This is a genomic window from Flavobacteriales bacterium (assembly GCA_025210295.1).
Lineage (GTDB): Bacteria > Bacteroidota > Bacteroidia > Flavobacteriales_D > Parvicellaceae > S010-51.
The window spans coordinates 95,210-113,386 of the sequence record JAOASC010000016.1; the positions used below are offsets into that span (position 1 = coordinate 95,210).

General features: G+C 31.4%; 21 protein-coding genes and 1 tRNA gene. 8 read left to right on the forward strand and 14 right to left on the reverse strand.

The features are described from left to right. Positions 1–73 precede the first annotated feature (73 nt). Positions 74–1,087 carry a histidine kinase gene (locus tag N4A35_03035; GenBank protein ID MCT4580367.1) on the forward strand — a complete coding sequence of 338 codons (1,014 nt, stop codon included), beginning with the start codon at positions 74–76 and terminating at the stop codon, positions 1,085–1,087. 1 nt (position 1,088) lies between these two features. Next, a complete protein-coding gene (locus tag N4A35_03040) occupies positions 1,089–1,766 on the forward strand; it encodes a response regulator transcription factor (GenBank protein MCT4580368.1) in 678 nt (225 codons plus the stop codon). A 13-nt stretch (positions 1,767–1,779) separates the two neighbouring features. Here N4A35_03040 and N4A35_03045 read toward each other — a convergent pair whose 3' ends face one another. Next, entirely contained in the window at positions 1,780–2,406 is a 627-nt protein-coding gene (locus N4A35_03045; protein ID MCT4580369.1) for an XRE family transcriptional regulator, read from the reverse strand. 98 nt (positions 2,407–2,504) lie between these two features. Here N4A35_03045 and N4A35_03050 point away from each other — a divergent pair, with 98 nt between their 5' ends. Both N4A35_03050 and N4A35_03055 read left to right on the forward strand, forming a co-directional pair. After that, positions 2,505–2,783 carry a hypothetical protein gene (locus tag N4A35_03050; protein MCT4580370.1) on the forward strand — a complete coding sequence of 93 codons (279 nt, stop codon included), beginning with the start codon at positions 2,505–2,507 and terminating at the stop codon, positions 2,781–2,783. 104 nt (positions 2,784–2,887) lie between these two features. Further along, complete coding sequence (locus tag N4A35_03055) at positions 2,888–3,106, forward strand: hypothetical protein (protein ID MCT4580371.1); 219 nt, start codon at positions 2,888–2,890, stop codon at positions 3,104–3,106. Between the two features lie 13 nt (positions 3,107–3,119). On the opposite strand, the gene N4A35_03060 is transcribed toward N4A35_03055, so the two are convergent. From N4A35_03060 to N4A35_03090, 7 genes are all read right to left on the reverse strand, one after another. Next, positions 3,120–3,749 (reverse strand): hypothetical protein, encoded by a 630-nt coding sequence (locus N4A35_03060; protein ID MCT4580372.1) that lies wholly within the window; start codon positions 3,747–3,749, stop codon positions 3,120–3,122. Positions 3,750–3,751: 2 nt separating this feature from the next. After that, the gene (locus N4A35_03065) at positions 3,752–4,699 is read right to left on the reverse strand and encodes an L-histidine N(alpha)-methyltransferase (GenBank protein MCT4580373.1); all 948 of its coding nucleotides are present in this window, start codon (positions 4,697–4,699) and stop codon (positions 3,752–3,754) included. Next, a complete protein-coding gene (egtB, locus tag N4A35_03070) occupies positions 4,696–5,847 on the reverse strand; it encodes an ergothioneine biosynthesis protein EgtB (protein ID MCT4580374.1) in 1,152 nt (383 codons plus the stop codon). Before egtB ends, N4A35_03065 begins: the two co-directional genes overlap by 4 nt. Before the next feature lie 6 nt (positions 5,848–5,853). After that, positions 5,854–6,624, reverse strand: a complete 771-nt coding sequence (locus tag N4A35_03075) for a hypothetical protein (GenBank protein ID MCT4580375.1) — start codon at positions 6,622–6,624, stop codon at positions 5,854–5,856. Between the two features lie 158 nt (positions 6,625–6,782). Beyond that, a complete protein-coding gene (locus N4A35_03080; GenBank protein MCT4580376.1) occupies positions 6,783–7,187 on the reverse strand; it encodes a hypothetical protein in 405 nt (134 codons plus the stop codon). A gap of 104 nt (positions 7,188–7,291) precedes the next feature. Then, positions 7,292–8,155 carry an AraC family transcriptional regulator gene (locus tag N4A35_03085; GenBank protein MCT4580377.1) on the reverse strand — a complete coding sequence of 288 codons (864 nt, stop codon included), beginning with the start codon at positions 8,153–8,155 and terminating at the stop codon, positions 7,292–7,294. A gap of 91 nt (positions 8,156–8,246) precedes the next feature. Continuing rightward, on the reverse strand, positions 8,247–9,095 hold the full coding sequence (locus tag N4A35_03090; protein MCT4580378.1) for a hypothetical protein: 849 nt from the start codon (positions 9,093–9,095) through the stop codon (positions 8,247–8,249). Positions 9,096–9,278: 183 nt separating this feature from the next. Between N4A35_03090 and N4A35_03095 the strand changes: the two genes are divergently transcribed. The 3 genes from N4A35_03095 to N4A35_03105 are packed head-to-tail and all read left to right on the forward strand — an operon-like array spanning position 9,279 to position 11,662. Beyond that, positions 9,279–10,229: an SDR family oxidoreductase gene (locus tag N4A35_03095; protein ID MCT4580379.1), complete on the forward strand. Its 951-nt coding sequence runs from the start codon at positions 9,279–9,281 to the stop codon at positions 10,227–10,229. Between the two features lie 10 nt (positions 10,230–10,239). Then, positions 10,240–10,743 carry a hypothetical protein gene (locus N4A35_03100; protein ID MCT4580380.1) on the forward strand — a complete coding sequence of 168 codons (504 nt, stop codon included), beginning with the start codon at positions 10,240–10,242 and terminating at the stop codon, positions 10,741–10,743. A gap of 7 nt (positions 10,744–10,750) precedes the next feature. Then, positions 10,751–11,662 carry a helix-turn-helix transcriptional regulator gene (locus N4A35_03105; protein ID MCT4580381.1) on the forward strand — a complete coding sequence of 304 codons (912 nt, stop codon included), beginning with the start codon at positions 10,751–10,753 and terminating at the stop codon, positions 11,660–11,662. On the opposite strand, the gene N4A35_03110 is transcribed toward N4A35_03105, so the two are convergent. The 4 genes from N4A35_03110 to N4A35_03125 form a co-directional block, all read right to left on the reverse strand. Then, positions 11,663–13,315, reverse strand: a complete 1,653-nt coding sequence (locus tag N4A35_03110) for a beta-lactamase family protein (GenBank protein MCT4580382.1) — start codon at positions 13,313–13,315, stop codon at positions 11,663–11,665. Between the two features lie 93 nt (positions 13,316–13,408). Continuing rightward, complete coding sequence (locus N4A35_03115; protein ID MCT4580383.1) at positions 13,409–14,092, reverse strand: LytTR family DNA-binding domain-containing protein; 684 nt, start codon at positions 14,090–14,092, stop codon at positions 13,409–13,411. Then, positions 14,089–15,090, reverse strand: a complete 1,002-nt coding sequence (locus N4A35_03120; GenBank protein MCT4580384.1) for a histidine kinase — start codon at positions 15,088–15,090, stop codon at positions 14,089–14,091. Before N4A35_03120 ends, N4A35_03115 begins: the two co-directional genes overlap by 4 nt. Before the next feature lie 331 nt (positions 15,091–15,421). Then, positions 15,422–15,497, reverse strand: a tRNA-His gene (locus N4A35_03125). Positions 15,498–15,990: 493 nt separating this feature from the next. Here N4A35_03125 and N4A35_03130 point away from each other — a divergent pair. Next, complete coding sequence (locus N4A35_03130) at positions 15,991–17,118, forward strand: hypothetical protein (protein MCT4580385.1); 1,128 nt, start codon at positions 15,991–15,993, stop codon at positions 17,116–17,118. A 7-nt stretch (positions 17,119–17,125) separates the two neighbouring features. Here N4A35_03130 and N4A35_03135 read toward each other — a convergent pair whose 3' ends face one another. Then, positions 17,126–17,917 carry an MBL fold metallo-hydrolase gene (locus N4A35_03135; protein MCT4580386.1) on the reverse strand — a complete coding sequence of 264 codons (792 nt, stop codon included), beginning with the start codon at positions 17,915–17,917 and terminating at the stop codon, positions 17,126–17,128. Positions 17,918–17,919: 2 nt separating this feature from the next. Further along, positions 17,920–18,174 (reverse strand): hypothetical protein, encoded by a 255-nt coding sequence (locus N4A35_03140; GenBank protein MCT4580387.1) that lies wholly within the window; start codon positions 18,172–18,174, stop codon positions 17,920–17,922. Positions 18,175–18,177 lie beyond the last annotated feature (3 nt).

The following is an 18,177-nucleotide window of genomic DNA, read 5'->3' on the forward strand; positions in this document are numbered from 1 at the left end:
CTGTTTATACTTGTTTTTTTGTCGTTTAAAGACGACTTTCATTCATGCTTTAATTTTACGTTATATTTGGTTTATGATCGCTTCAAAAAAACACCTTAACGAGTGGCTATTTCAACTCTTTGTAATTTCAGTGCTCTTTATCTTATTTTCTTTTGATAAATATGATAATTCAGGGTTTGAGTTAAGAAAACTTTATTTTTTTATTTCTTATGCCATCTATGCGCTAATTATTGGATACGTACTTTTGCCAAAATTCTTATTCAAAAAGAAATATGGTGCATTTATAATCTCAATATTAATCGTTTTTTCAGCAGCATATTATCTTGAAGAATTCGTTTTAGAAAAAATATTTTATCACGATAAAAGAGGTCAATATGTTTCAGGTGTTCTAGTCACATTATTACAAATATTTCCAATTGTAATAACTATGGTAAGCTTTAAACTTGTATGGGATGCTTCGAAAAAACAAATAGAATTTGAACAATTAAAAACCATAGCAAAGGAACATGAACTCTTGTATTTAAAAGCGCAAATTCATCCTCATTTTTTATTCAATCACCTAAACAATCTCTATGCACACGCTATTGAAGAATCTAAAAAGACACCATCTATTATCCTAGAATTATCATCTGTATTAAGATACATGCTTTATGACTGCAAAGAAAATTTTGTTTCACTATCTGATGAAGTAACACATTTAAAACACTATGTAGTTTTAAACGAATTACAGATAGAGGGGCGTGGTCAAGTAATATTCAATACTCAGATTAACAATGAAAATTATACGATAGCTCCATTGATTTTAAACGTTTTTGTCGAAAATGCATTCAAACACTCTACCTCAAGTCTAGATCAAACTATTCATATTTTTATTGACGTTAAAGTAGACCAAGATGGAAAGCTTTATTTTAGCTGTAAAAATAGCTACTCTCCTACCACTAATGCTCAAGGGCTACCAAGAGGTATTGGATTAGAAAATGTTAAAAAACGATTAGAAATGATTTACCCAAATAAACACCTACTTTCCATTTCTGCATCAAATAATGAGTATAATGTGAATCTAGAAATCCAATTAAATAAATTATAGTATGAGAACCTGTATCATCATTGAAGATCAACCGCCAGCTCAGAGAATACTAAAAAAGTATATTCAAGAAATTGATACATTTGAATTAAAGGGTACTTTTTCAAATGCTATTGATGCGCTAAATTTCATTAAAAAAACACCTGTCGACTTAATTTTTTTAGACATTCATTTACCTAAAATATCAGGAATTGATTTTTTACAAAGAATTAGCCAATCAATACCTATAATTTTAACTACAGCTTTTCCTGATTATGCGATTAAAAGCTATGAGTTTAATGTTGTTGATTATTTATTAAAACCTTTTTCTTTTCAACGTTTTACCCAAGCTTTAGCTAAAGTTCCACAAGAAAATGATGTAAATACACCAAAAAAAAGCTTCTATTTTAAATCGAGATATGATTTAATAAAACTCGATGAAGACCACATTCTCTATATTAAATCAGATACCGACTTTACAAATATCTTTACGAGTGAAAAAAAGTACTATAGCAATGAAATACTTAAACAGTGGCTTTTTAAATTGGGAGAAGCCTTTTGCCAGGTGCATAAATCATATATCGTTAATACTAATCATATCTTAAAAATAAGGGGAAACGACATTTTCTTAAACGACAATTCAACTATTCCTATTGGTCGTGCATACAAAGAAAAATTTATCAAAAAATATGTTAGAGATTAGTTTTATACACTTACTATAACATCTTCTTTAAAACTTCCTGAACAGTAAACATTTTTATGATTTTGCTTTTAGGTAAATCGATATCATCATACGCACTGTTGTAGGAATGTAAAATAACTTTCGATTCATCTTTATGCTTTTTAATAACCTTTACTAAACGATAATCTTCTGTAACTACAACATAAACACATCCATAGAAAATTACAGAGATGTCTTTGACTTCCTTTATAGCAATTTTATCTCCTCCCTCAATATTCGGACTCATGCTATTTCCTATGACTGGCAGAATAAAATCTGCTGAACTATCTGGAATAACATAACTTGCTGTTGGTTCCAATAATGCATTATCTAACCAAAAAGGTAACTCATTAGAAGTGATGTCAACTTCTCCAAAGTATGGAATTACAGCTACATCAGAACTTAAAGAATTATTTTTAGTACTATTTTGCTCATCAAAATAACTAACAATATCTACATCTAAGACTTTATTTATTGCATCAATGTATTTGTTGGGAATAGACTTTCTATTCAACCAAACACTAACACGAGTTCTAGGTAAATTGAGTTGTTCTTCCAACTCTTTTTGTGAGATCCTCTTCTCAAGCAATAATCGTTTGAATTTGTGGGTATCAATATTCATAGTAAGAATATATTACGTCAAATTTGGAATCTTTTGTAATTTTCATTACTTTTGATTACACATTTTTTTACGTCTAACACTACAAATATAATAGAAAAATGACTACTCCACACCATTACAAGTACAATATTTTAGAACTCCTCAATGAGCTATCTGTAAAGCAAAACAAGATGGCCAAAAAAGTATTACCCTTAGCGCTTAAGATTAGTAAACGTACATTTGAATTATACTGCTATATCAAAATAGGTGAACGCAATAACATCTCACCTGATAAGCTACAAATTATAGCGCAGTATTTCAATTGCAAAGTTGACGATTTATTAAATGAGAAAGTACCTCCAATAAATTATGAACTTCTATTAGAAGAAAGTAAATAAAGACTATTTTATTCTTCAAAAAAAGAAAAACACCATAACCTCATGGCAATATGCCATAAAGCGTGAAAAAATGTACAAAATTAATTACCCCAATAACAACTACAATGAGAAAAATTTTCCCTATAGAAGAGCTAGGAGTTTTACTAAAAACACAAGAACTAGTTCACAAAGTTTACCCCACAAAAAGTATCAAAATTTCAATAGAAATTTTGTCACTTCCGAAAGATACTATTATTGCTTTTTTTGAATATGAAAACCCTAATATGCTATTTATCTTTGCTCAGCAATACGAATTTCTAAAGCATTATTCATCACTTAAATAAGCTTCCATTTTTTTCAACAACAAGCTTGTACTTGAATTCTTGCCATATCAAACACCTTAGTGTTTTGATGATCTAAAACAATAGAGAGTTCAGTACAAGCTATTACTACTGTTGTATAAGCAGCATATTTATTCATTAGTTTATTTAAACGTTTAATGATAGATGCTGATGCCTTTCGTTGGTAAATCAGTTTTCTACAGTTGTCAATAAACTCTTTTTCTTTTGGATCTGGAAAAGTACAATGAATTTTATGTTCTTTTAATGCATTAGTCAAATAGCCTTCTTGCATCGTATAACTTGATCCAAAAATTACCACCTCATGAATCGTTTCTATTTGAAGGGCTTTTATGGTCAATTGAACTGGATGCAATAAAGAAAAGGGAAGTTCTGTTGTTGTAAATAACTCATCTAGTGTCTCATGGATCGTTATATTTGGTACCAAAAGATGCGTAATATTTTTTATTGGTTTTAGATACAACAACAATAATTGTTTTAGTTCTTCAGACGGACGAGGTAATAAATTATTTAAACGTTCAAAATCAGTAGGAAATACTGGTAAATTAACCTTTTGTTCTCTTGCTAGCTTTAAGTACAATTGAGTAGAATCCTCAGACATCCCTAAAATTCCTATTTTCTTGTTCATTACTACTGTTTTTCAAAAATATAATTCGAAAAGTAACCTTTACGATCAGTTAATTTTCCCGTAATTTTCCATGCAGTATTAGCTGTTATTTTTTTTAAGATAGCATCATTATACTTTCTAGAAATTTCAGTATGTATTTTTTCATTAGCTTCAAATTGAATCACTAAATCTAGCGCTTTAATTGTTACTGTTTGTTGTTGAAGACTTTGGATGGAACTTTTTGCCACTCCAATTTCTTCGTCATACTCAGGAGAATGTTTGAATTTTGACAGATCAAAATTGGCATCAAACTCACGATTGATTCGTTCCAATAAATTCAAATTAAAAGCACTCGTTACTCCATTTGCATCATTGTAAGCTGGTAAAACAATGTTTTTACTTTTCTTAAGGTCAACGCCTAAAACTAGCTGATCTCCTGTAGATAAGTTATCGGCCAACCTTTGTAAAAAAACATTAGCTACGCCATCTTCCATATTTCCTATATTAGAACCTAGAAAAAACAGCACTTTAGGATAGTCTGATTTTTTTAAATCATGGAGAATTTGAAAGTAATCTCCTTTTTTGGGATAAATTGTTGTTTGAGCTAGCTGGGTAGCTACCGTTTCCTTAATCTGATCTAATGCTTTTTGAGAAATATCTATTGGGATATATTGATACTGATACTGTTCGTTTTCTAAAACTTTTAAGAACTCAATTGTTTTATAACCATCTCCAGCTCCAAGCTCAATCAATTCAAATGGAGTTGATTTTTTTATTTTTAATTGCTGAATAATAGCTCTTGATCGCAATTGAAAAATTTCTAATTCAGCATTGGTTAAATAATATTCAGGTTGCTTCATGATTTCGGAAAACAATGAAGAACCTCTTTGATCATAAAAGTACTTAGATGGAATTCTTTTAGGAGATTGACTAAATCCCTCTTTAACATCTTTGGCAAAAACTTGATTCATTTTACTAATCTTATTCCGGTGAACTGCCATCTCTCGTTGGCATGAAAAAAATTACGATAACTTACCCTACTGTGATTAGGAGAAGTTGCTATTGAAGCTCCTCTAAGAACCATTTGGTTCACCATAAATTTACCATTATACTCTCCTATTGCACCTTCTGCTTTTTTATATTTTGGGTAAGGCAAATAAGCACTGTTCGTCCATTCCCAACGTTTTCCCCAATTGAACTGCTTAGCAGCTACTTCCCATTCAAACTCGGTTGGGAGCCGCATCCTTTTCCATTCAGCAAAAGCCATTGCTTCATAAAAACTAATATGCTTCAAAATATGTTGAGGGTTGATTTGCTCAAAACCTTTTAAGGTATAAGAGCACCAATCCCCTTTAACTTTATGCCAATACAAGGGAGCCTCTATTTTATTCTTTTGGACCCAACTCCACCCTTCATCTAACCAAAGATTAAAATCAGTATACCCTCCAGCTTCTATAAATTCTATATATTCTCCATTAGTAACCAATTGTTGAGCTATTTCAAACTCATGTAAGAACACTTTGTGCACCCCCAATTCATTATCATAACAAAAATCAGATCCTTTATACCCTATTTCATATATCCCCTCAGCGATTTTTATTTGACCCGAAGTTTCATTTAATTCATGATCCAATAGTAAAGTATTCGTATCGTAAACTGGAAATAAAGGATTCTGCCCAAACATATATTTAATATCAGTCAATAATAATTCTTGATGTTGTTGTTCATGGTTTAATCCTAAAGTAATAAGCTGCTCTATTTCAGCTGCAACTTCCTCTTTTAAAAACAGTTGCATTGCTTCATCTACATGTTTACGATAAGTATATACTTCATCGACTGTTGGTCGAGATAAATTCCCTCGATTGGCTCGTAAAACCCTATCCCCAGCGTTATTATAATAACTATTAAATAAATAAGGAAAATCAATATTATAAACTTGATAATCTTTTAAATAAGGCGCTAATATAAAAGTCTCAAAAAACCAAGTTGTATGTGCCAGATGCCATTTTGCAGGACTTGCAAATTCAACTACTTGAACAACATAATCCTCAGGCTTTAATGGCTTACACAGCAACTCTGTGTATTTGCGTATTTCCTGATACTGCTTTATTAAATTCATAAATTATTAAAACTTTCCTGTATTTGCCCATTCACTTCTTGGAGGAATAGGTTCCATATTATCCCAATGTTCGACTATTTTACCATTTTCGACTCTAAAGATATCAAATATACATATTTCTTCCATGTTATGTATTACTTTTGAAAAAGCTACAACATAGTTCCCTTGTCCCATTACTTTGAAAACAAAATCATAATTAAAATCTTCGTTTTTTATAAAACTTTCAAGATTTTCAAAACCACTAGAACGATTGGCATTGTGCTCAATAAACTGTTCCTTTGAAATATATTCCCCTAAGTTCTTAGCATTTCTGTTTTGAAAAACATCAGTTAAATACATTCTCACTAGCGCTTTATTTTCAGCTGTTTTTTCATGGTCTTCAATTTTAAACTCTCCAAAGATTACATCATTTCCCGTTTTGGTCTCTCCAATCTCTCGATAAGGAGCTATGACATCCCAATGTTCAACTATTTTATCATTTTCATCGGTATTAAAAAGATCAGTAGTAATCCATTTAGCAGCCCCATTATCTATATCTTGGAATACGTGTACAAAAACATAATTTCCATCTTCAATTGCCCTAATAATTTGAATATCACGTTCGTTTGTTCGTTCTAAAAACCCTTTAAAAAAGCTTTTAAAACCTTCCGTACCATCTGCAACACCTGTACTGTGTTGAGTATAGCGACTTCCAGTATAGATATCGACAACATCTACATTTCCTTCCTTAATTCCTTTGAGGTAAAGTCCTTTAGCATTTTCTAATTTTTTACTCATAATTATTCTTTTAATTAAACATTATTTAATATTACTCATTATCAATTATTTACCCTAAAAATCCAGGTTCAACTTTTACTATATCCAACTAAAGTTTATCAAATTTGTTTCACATTACTGATGTAACTGCGATATCCATTATCCCGCTTTTTTTTGAATTACTCAGGTAATATTACTTGCCTAATTTTGGCTTTTTGAAAGTGTACCATTTTACCTCTTATAATGGCACTTCCATATAGAATGTTTTGGTCATAATTAATCAATAAAGTGACATAATCACCATAGCCTTTTTCGAACCATGAAACAAAGTGTTCATTGTTTTCTGTTTTCATATAATTGTATGGAAACTTCCCCCACCACTTGTTTGGTTTTCCTCCTGTTCTATATTGATAACTCATCCCTCCTTTTTCAAATTTAACCGCATATTCATTTCCTCCTGAATAAGTATAGTGCATTTCAACACCCTCCAGATTTTCAGGGACTTTTATATTATTTTGATTGGATGAATTTTTACACGAATATGCAAAAATGACAAAAGTAAATAGATAGAAAAAAACTTTCATAGCTTCTTGTTTTTTAATGATTAATATTCACAACAAAACTACAAAGCCTTCCTGTTTTAATAAAGGTAAAAGAATAGTGAAAAATGGTAAAAATAAAACCAAGACTATAAGTTCACCTTATAAGCTTTGGGAGATATTTGGGTGTGTTTTTTAAAAAACTTTGTAAAATTAGTGACTTCATCGAACCCCGCATCAAAGGCTATTTCTTTTAAACTCTTGGAAGTACTCTGAATAGCACGTTTGATTTCCAATAAAACATATTGATCAATAAAATGTTTTGAAGTATTGAGTGTAAAGCTTTGAACTATTTGATTTAAGTGTTTTGTAGAAATTGATAACATTTCTGCATAGTCTTTAACATTACGTGTTTTTTTATAGTGATTTTCAACCAAGGTTTTAAACTCAAAAAACAAAGCATAATGCGTTTTATTACTATCGCTCCAATCAATAATACTAGAAAGCTGCTCTATCTTCATTAAATACAACTCCATTAGCTTTGCAATAATATTTTTCTGAGCAATAGACTCTTCTTTATTTAACTCTTCAGAGAATAAGTCTAGAAACAATGGATTAAAAGAACAATTTTGTATTAAAGGTTGAGAAATATGGTAGTTGTATAAATGTGAAATCAACTGTATTGAAGATTTTGAGAAATATTTTAACACAAAATCTTCAGTAAAAAGAATCAAATAGCCTTTATAACCTAACTGACCACGAAAAGCATGAACCTGACCTTTAGCAACCTTAACAATATCGCCGGCTTGGATATTATAATTCTTAAGATCCACTTGATGAATACCAGCACCTTCTGTTACAACTAACAATGCATAAAAATCAATACGATGGGGTTGTTTAGGATTGTGATTAGGAATCTCTCCTATCCTAGCAAATAAACTATCCAATTCCAAGAACTCTATATCAGTTGCATTCTTACTACTATTAAAAGCTATATTTGGAATATTATTCAAAAGGTGCAATATGATACTATTTATGGCCTAAAGGTAAGAAGTTTTTAATAAGCACTAAGAATTTAAACCAATAGTTTAAAACATTACTCAACTAACCTTTTATTCGAGTGCCTAAAGTCATCTCATAGTTGACATCTAATGTCATTGGAACCCCTTTATTGATCATAAAGTTCAACACATTTTGTTGATGTATATTCAATTTACTCTCTTGCCCAGCAAATTGAATTGCCCACACTTGATGAATATACTCGTTAACAGCTGTAACCTTGTCGTAATTTCCATTTTCCTCCTTATTTTGTTGGGAAATATCATAGGTTCCTGCATTGATATCAGCATCCATATTAGCTCTTAATAATCCACCTTCCTTAAAGCTAAAATCAGCATCATATCGATTATAAGCTTCAGTTATTGTATGAAAGACTTCTTCCCATAATGCATTAAAATTATTTGGCCTCCACGTTGAAGAATTAAGCTGATTCAATGTCCACCCTTTACCACTATATGTTTTTATATATGGCCATTTATTTGTTTGCATTGCCATTGCATATAGTCCTTTGTTTTCTAATGCCTTGGCTACAGAAACCTTATTAACAAAACGTTTATGACCAGAAACGAATAACATGTTTTCTTTAAGGCTATGGAGTAAAGCTACTTTGTCATCATCTACTACACCATCCATATCTTGGTCAAGAAAATTACTAAAAAGTGTTACTGAATGTTCAAAAACCTCTTTAGCTGTAACATCACTCGACGTCTCATTTGCATTGGGTTTTTGGTTGCTCGAAACAATATAAAACCCATCTATTTCATGAACATAAGCACACCTACTTTTTAAATAAGGTTCTAATTCCGTAATCCTTTTTTCTTTAGAGCAAGAAGAGATAAACAATCCTATAACGGTACTAACCATCAATAAAGCTACTTTTTGACTTACAATCATTTTTCACTGTTTTTTGTTATACAGTATTATGAACGATAAAAAACTCTAGATATTTTAAGGTTTATTTTATTTCCAACTATTTATTCTTTAACAAAACCAAAATGTATACATGAAACGAAAATGCGTATAAGAGCTCTCCTTTGTTGTCTATCTACCTTTGTGGTAAACAATTTAAAACAAATAATCATGAGTAATCAATTTGGTAAACAAGGATGGACGCCTGAAAGAATCAGTAATTTAAAAGGAAAAACTTACGTTATAACAGGTACTACAAGTGGAACAGGCTACGAAGCAGCAAGAATATTATTATCTAAAGGAGCCAAAGTTGTGATGCTTAATCGCAACCCTAAAAAGTCCGAAGATACTATAACAATGTTAAAACAAACACTCGGAAATAACATTGATGTATCTGCTATTAAAATGGACTTAGGAGAACAAAACTCTGTAAAAAAAGCTGCTCAAGAAGTTTTAAATACCGTTTCAAAAATCGATGCTTTACTTTGTAATGCAGCAATTGCTCAAACCCCAAAACATTCGTTAACTGTAGATGGTTGGGAAGCTCAAATGGGCGTAAATTATTTCGGTCATTTCACCCTTCAAGGATTACTATTCCCCTTAATTGAACAATCGAACGGACGTATTGTAACAGTGGGTAGTATGGGCTATGATATGGGGATCAAAGCGATAAAGTTTGATGACTTAAATTGGGAAAAAGATTACACGCCTAATGACGCCTATAGCCAGAGTAAATTAGCGCAAATCATGTCTATGTACGAATTAAACGATAGGTTAAAAAAAGCTGGAAAAACTACTGTAAAAGCATATGCTTGTCATCCTGGCTCATCTAGAACATCTCTTATCTCAACCAACGGTAGTTTTATGATGAAACTAATTTTTGGAATTATGAAAATGACCCCTTTAACACAAACTGCTGAAAGAGGAGCTTATCCAGAATTGATGTGTGCTACTGAACCCAATTTGGATGTAGAACGTTTTTATGGCCCAACTGGTAGAAGCAATTGGGTTGGCCCTGTAGGTGCACATGAAATAAAACCTCATGCCAAAGATAAAACTGCAATGAAAAAACTCTGGGAATTATCTGAAAAAGAAACAGGAGTTATCTGGGCTATATAATTTAAGAGCAATGACTATTTTAAAAACTTCAATAGAATGGGCTAAAGATGAAATCTTCTCCTCATGGGTTTTTATCTTGTTTGGGCTTTTATTTTTAATTGCTTCTATTGGTTTTTGGCAATTAGGTAAAACGGAAATTGCTAAAGCTTTTATTGCTCCAATGCTAATCGCTGGCTCAATACTTCTAGTCGCAGGAGTCAGTTTTTACTTCTCCAACAAGTCTAGACTTATCAATTTTGAAACTGCCTACCAAACCAATCCAGTTGCCTTTGTAAATACTGAAATTGAACACACTGAAAAAACAATGAGAGCGTATGAAAAAATAGCTTTCAAAGTTTTCCCTATTATCATAGGAATTGGGGCACTAATCTTAGTTTTCATAGATTCATCAACATGGAGAGCAATTATTATGACTATCTTAGGATTATTAATGCTTATTCTATTGATTGACAGCCATGCCCACGCTCGACTAAAAGCATACCATAAACAACTACAACAAGAACAAAATATTTAAACCAACAATGGAACATTTTAAAACACTTTCAGCATATTTCGATTACATGCAATTACCACGACCTGAACATCCAATGTTTAGTATAATGTCTGCAACTGGAAATAGTTTCCTGCCCTGTCCAAGAGTGAGCTCCCCTCCTATTACCAACGACTGTTATACCATTAGTTTAAAGAAAATTGTTAGTGGAACATTAAATTATGGACGAACAAAATATGATTTCACAAATGGGGTTATGTTCTTTATCGCACCTAGACAAGTTTTACAATGGCAAAGCAATGCTGTATTTGAACAAAAAGGTTTTTCCATCAATTTTCATAAAGACTTTATAAAAGGTACTGAACTGGCTGAGCAAATTAAAAAATATGGTTTTTTCTCCTATTCAGCTAACGAAGCATTACACCTCTCTCCTAAAGAAGAAAAGCAATTAGAATCTATTGTTGAAAATATTGAGTTAGAATACCACAACAATCATGATGTGTTCAGTAAGGATATCATTATTTCGCAATTATCAACACTTTTAAAGTATGCCAATCGTTTTTATGAACGTCAATTTATAAATAGAAAAGAACTGTCAAATGACTTGCTGGAACAGTTTAATTCTCAATTAGAAAGCTATTTCCAATCCGGCCAACTACAAGAAAATGGAATTCCATCTATCGAAGACCTTGCAGAACAACTCTCTGTAACACAACGTTATTTAAGCGACACCCTAAAAAAAGAAACAGGCAGAACAACTACAGAACACCTTCAATTATTTTTAATAGATGAAGCAAAAAACATGTTATTAAAACCTAATAAAAGTATTGCTGATGTCGCTTATGAACTAGGCTTTGAATACCCTCAATATTTCTCCCGTTTATTTAAGAAGAAAGAAGGGGTAAGTCCTAGTAAATATATTGAACTATATAAGTTGAATTAACTATTCACAGACAACTTTTTGAAACCATACATTTTCGACTCTATTCATATCAATAAAAAAACCAGTAATCGTTCCGTTATTATCTCTAGCATACCTCGCTATTGCCATACCTGACCAATCAATAAGATCTCTTTTTAAGATGTTAACCGGAAAACTTCCATGCCTACTATGATCCCCTATTAAATGACCATTCTGAATTTTTATTTCATAAAATGTCTCTAGTTCTTGACTATAAAACCTACCTAAATAGCCCCGTTTTTCTTTTTCAGTTAATGGTCTGTTGTCGTATGCTTCAAAGACCTCTATTCCTCTATTCCCATCTTGAACAATCATTTTTTTCTGCTCTCCATATTCGAACTGAACAATTACTTGTGCTTTAATCCCTCCTATCACAAATTCATTGTCATTGGTCTGCACTAGCTGTGATTTTATTCCATTATCTCGTAAGTACCATAACGTATCATTTTCGTAGTAAATTTTTCGTGGATAGTTTTTCTTGGTATTCCAATAATCACCAACTACTTTTTTAGCATTTTCAACATCTAGAGGTAATGGTTTTAAGGCAATGGGCTTCTCTCTTTTGGGGCTTTTATTTTTTAGTAATAACTTCAAAAGTTCCATTTGCTTTTGTTGAACAGTATAAGCAATAAAATTAGTCAACAGTACGATAGTCATTTCCTCTTCAGGATAGTACTCAGCATAAGAAAGAAAACCTGGAATTCCTCCTGAATGCTGTATTCTTTTATTACCAAAAAACTCATCAACAAGTACACCAAAAGCATACTTATTTAATTCACCATTATTGAGTGTATCTGTAGTTTGTAATAGTTCAAACGCCTTTTCCCATCCTTTGGCTGGTTGCTGAAAATTACTCATCCAAATAGTTAAATCCTCCGCTGTTGTGTAGGTATTAGAAGCTCCTATATTCAAACTTATATTTTCAGCTAATAAGAATTGGTTTTGCCCCATCTGATTATAAGGTGTTGCCACTTTAGAATTAGCATTAGTATTGGTTTCATCTATAAAAGTATGCTTCATATTCAAAGGTTCAAAAACATTGGTTTTCATCCATAATTGAAAGGGTTCTTGTGTAATATGCTCTACAAGTTTAGCCAGCAAAACATAATTGGAGTTAGCATACATAAACTGTTCACCTGGAGAAAAATTCAAACTGTTTTGTTTACAGAGATAATGATAATCATCTTCGGTTGTGATCGCATCTCCATCTCTCCAACCGGCTAATGCAAATAACTCTGGAGTACTTCTAAATCCACTTGTATGGTGTAATAAATGACGAATGGTAATTATTTGTTCAAACTCCTGTAGTTCAGGCAGGTATTTTCGAATATCATCATCAAAAGAAAGTTTATTTTCCAGGTAAAGCTTTACAACTCCCATAGCTGTAAATTGCTTAGAAGTTGAGCCGATATTAAATACCGTCTCGTTAGCATTGGGAACCTGATACTTTACATTTGCTTTTCCATAAGCTTTAGAACAGAGTAATTCTCCTTTTTTCTTAATCATTAGTACACCTCCTGGATGTCCTTCTTGATTCCATTCTTTAAAAATTTGATCAATTTTTAGTTCTAATTTTTGACTATAACTTATGGACACTAGAACAAGTGCAAAGGCTCCTACTACTATTTTTTTCATGATGATTTGATTTTTCTTTCAAATAAATCATGAAACAGCTGATACAACAAGTTTAAATCTGTAACCTCTGGAAAGTAATCGGTGAAATCAAAACTAACCTTTTAACTGCTTTATAAAACGATGAAAATCGTCTTTGTAAGATGCTGAAATTGGAATTCTTTCTTGTCGGATCATCAGGCTATTTCGCTCAACAATATCAATTTGATCAATTGCTACCAAATAGGATTTATGTACCCGATGGAACTTTAGTTTAGGAAGTAATTGCTGAAACGCTTTAAAAGTCTGTAAAGTCATCACTTTTTTGTTAGTAACGGTATGTATTCTTCTGTAATCTCCCATTCCTTCAATGTATAGAATGTCATCCAGATACACTTTTTCTAATTGGTATCCCGATTGAACAAAGATATGATTCGCAGGTTCATTATTTACACTCTCAAACTTGTTAATGGCTTGTAGAAAACGCTTATAGGTAAAGGGTTTTAAAAGGTAATCCAATACATTTAACTCATACCCCTTAATCGCATATTCTTCATAGGCTGTTGTAAAAATAACTTTGCTTTTTATATCAGCTGATTCAAGCAGTTCAATCCCTGTTAATTCATCCATCTGTATATCTAAAAAGATAAGATCAACCTGACTATATAAAAGAAATTGAAGCGCTTCATTGGCATTTTCAAAGCTTCCCACTAACTCTAAAGCAGGAGTTTTTAGGACATACGACTTTGTTCTTTTTAATGCCAAGGGTTCATCTTCTACTATGATACACGATATTTTCATAATGGCAATTTCAAGTTTACAATATAACGATTCTCAAGAACAGTCCTGTTTAAATCATAACTATTTCCATAGAGCAATTGAAGTCTATCTTCAACCAGTTGATTTCCTATTCCTTTTGGAGTTTTACCCTGATCATTAACTTTATTGATACAAGTAAAATTCACCCACTCATCTTCTATCAGTATGTTAATTTCAATACTGTTTCTCTTTTTATTGGAAGCATGTTTAAATGCATTTTCAATAAAAGGGATAAAAAGCATTGGTGGTATTTCTTTAAACGCTGGATTTCCTTGAATGGTTAATTGAACATAATCTTTATTACTTGTTCGAAGTTTTTGCAGTTCAAGATATTCTTTAATGTAGTTTAATTCATCACTCAAATTAATAAGGGAATGAGATGATTTATAAAGGTAGAACCTTAAAATCGAAGAAAGTTTTATGATGTATTCAGATGCTTTTTCACTATCAGTCTCAATCAATACATCAATGTTATTGATGGTGTTAAACAAAAAGTGAGGATCCAATTTGAGTTTAATCATTTCTAACTCCAACAACTGTGTCTTTTTTCCCAATTCCTCTTTCTCTTTAAGGTCTGTAAACCAAGAAATAAAACTATGCAATACAAAACCTATAAAAGCATTAAATCCATTTAAAAAGAAACTGATTAAACCTACTTCCAAAAATGCTTCTTGTAATCCAACAATATTGTGAGCTAATGTAAGAGCCATCAAACAAGAAAAAGTTATTAATAGACTTGAATACAGCCATAACTTTAATTTTCCGGTCTTTTTAATGTATAAATGAAATAAGAAAAAATAGGAACCATAAAACGAAATAATGGATGGAATTAGTACATAACCAATCATTAAAGTCGAAAAATCAACTGTTGATGGTCCTGCTGTCGAATTTAAGTTTGAAGCAACATATAAAACCACAATTAATATGAGCAAGAGCAACCAGTATCCTATATGTAGCAGTGCGTTATAAATCTTTTTCATAATAATTGGTTTCCATATTCTCTTTTAGCAAAGAGTAGTTTTTATATGACAATATTAAGCATATAATGACCAATTGTATGTCTTTTTATGTTTTTTTGTTTTCTGATGGTTTTACTTTTAGTATACCATAAATAAGAAAACTTGCTGCAATGAAAATTATGTATTTAAAAAACTATTTTAAACAATCTTTACTTGAAAGAGTGAGCCTAAAAGTAAAACTCATTTCGTTTTCTTTTTTAATATTTCTAGAATTCTCCTACAGAATAGTACTTCTAATACTTAGGCTTAAAAACAAAAAAAGCCCGATAAAAATTATCGAGCTTTTGCTTTTGGGTGGAAGATGGGATTCGAACCCACGGCCCCTGGAACCACAAACCAGTGCTCTAACCAACTGAGCTACATCCACCATTTTGCGAGGGCAAATATATAACGTTTTATATTTCTACACAAGAAAAAATCTAAAAAAATATTGAATTATTTTAGGTCAAAGGTCTTGCATGCTCGTAAGTATATCTTTTCTAGCGCTTTATGATAATGTGGTTCAGCTTTTTTTATTAATAACGTTACCCCTTGCTTTATTAAACGATAAATTAAGCGTATGATTTTATAGAGCATTCGAAAAATATATCGCACACTTTTAAAGAAATATACCAAAATAATAATAGCATATTTCTCCACAACCTCCATATATTTTCTCTGATTATCCACTTAATATTTTACTTAATTAAATATTGACCTGTTTTGTTATATGCAAGTATACTATCAATAAATACAATGGTTTCAATTATTAAGTAAAAGTTAAAACTCAAGTAAAACCTTAAGTTAACCACTTAAAAACAACTTAATTTTTACTTAAGTATTTTATTGAGTTACTTAATTTTTTACTTAACTTTGTATAGCATGCTTAAATACAGCTTTATAGAACATCCGCTTTATTACCTCTTACGCACATTGGACACGCTTATTCCGAATGTGCAAAAAGCCTATGTCCTATTTGCTGATAACTCAAAAAAAATAAACTTCTATAGTTATACTGAAAAAGAAAAACTCGACTTAAGAAATAAAAAGCACCTGATTCAAAAAACAAGAGCTGAAAAAAGAAACACTTCTTGGATGCGTACTGATATGCTAGAATTTATTCACGATGGAAAGCGTAAGAATAAAATTCAACAGCTGTCATTAACTGATGAAAATGAGAACAACATCCTGTGCTTAAAATTTATTTCTCCTTATGACGATTTATATGATGTATTGTATATTGAATTAAATCAATCCAATCTTTTACAATTTGTTAAAGAGGGTAAAGAATTCACCACAAGTGAAAAGGCTTTGGTTGCAACTATTCTATACAATGCTATCAAATCGCGTATTGAAACAGAATACAAAAATTTAAATACACATGCTTTAATTATAAATAGCTTTAGTAATCAACAATCAAAGATTCGTGGTTCGTTTGAAGAAAATGAACGTTTAAAACGAAACTATGAACAAACATTTAATTACTTCTTAAATGCTATAGCAAAAGAAATTAAACAAAAAGAGCAAATTAGATTGGACTACTCTCCTACTTGTATTTCTTATATTGCTACACTAACAAGTAATTTAGATGTTATTCGCGCCTCTATTTTAAGAGCTGTTGCTATTGCTCAAAATTTACACTTAGGACAACTAAAACAATTGACTTTAGAACCTGAACACATTGAAATTGTTCAACCTAAAGAAACGCAAGCTAAAACGGGGTATTATAACAAACACCAAAATGTGATTGACATGCTCGATAAGTATGAAGTGGCTGCTATTGAATTAAGTGAAAAAGGAATGAAAGTTAATGGAGCTAATGTTGCTCAGCAATGTACACCAAGTATAACACCTGCTGCAATTTCTTTTAACCTAAAAAAATATGCTCATGTAATTTTATTATTGATTGAAAAACATGATACCAAATGGAACACCATTAAAAATCAGTTTAAACCTTTAATGAATATTATTGAAAAACATAAAGGCGATTCAAAAAGTAAAATTGCTTAGTTTTCGATTACTTTTTCCCAATTGTAAAATCTATTTGTAGACCATCATAAGCTATTGCTACATTTGAAGGTAATAGCTTTGATGTTTCTTCATGTTTCCCCATCAAATGACTGATATGAGTTAAGTACGCTTGTTTAGGTTGGATTCTGTTGATAATCGCTATGGCTTCATCTAACGTAAAATGACTAATATGTTTTTCTTTTCGTAAAGCATTTAACACTAATACATCAACTCCTTTTAGTTTATCCAATTCTTTCTCTTCAATATAATTGGCATCTGTGATATAGGCGAAATTCTCTATTCTATATCCTAAAACGGGTAATTTATAATGCATAACTTCAATAGGAATAATCGTATTTCCAAGCACTTGGATTGGTTCATCCTTCGTAATGATATTTGCATTGATTTGAGGAATACCTGGATACTTGAACTTTGGGTCAAACACATAATGAAATTCTCTAGCCAGACCTTTATACACCCCTTCAGTGCAATAGATTTCCATTGGTTTTTTACTTCTAAAATTAAATGCCCTTACATCATCTAATCCTGCTATATGATCTTTGTGCTCATGGGTAAATAAAATCGCATCCAACTCCATTACTTTTTCTCGTAACATCTGTTGCCTAAAGTCTGGGCCAGCATCTACATTAATGTTTCCAGTACTTGTTTCTATTAAAATTGAAGAACGTAACCTCTTATCTTTAGCGTCTTCTGAAATACAAACCTCACATTGACAAGTAATAACAGGTACCCCTTGCGATGTTCCTGTCCCTAAAAATGTTACTGATTTCAACCCCATCTCTATCCTATCTTTATTTTAGTTGTTTTGATTTCATTGATTATTGTAGCAAAATCTGATGCCGAAACAGTTTCCCACCTCGCCTCTCTATTTTCTAACATATCTTGAATTAACAATTGTTCAGGAAATTGACTCGCTTCTACTTCAGAGACAGCATATTTACTTCCTATAACTTTAATTTCCTCAAAATGTTTTGCTGAGTGAATCACAAAATAGGTGGCTATATTCTTATACTTACGATATTGTGGAAAATTCATAAA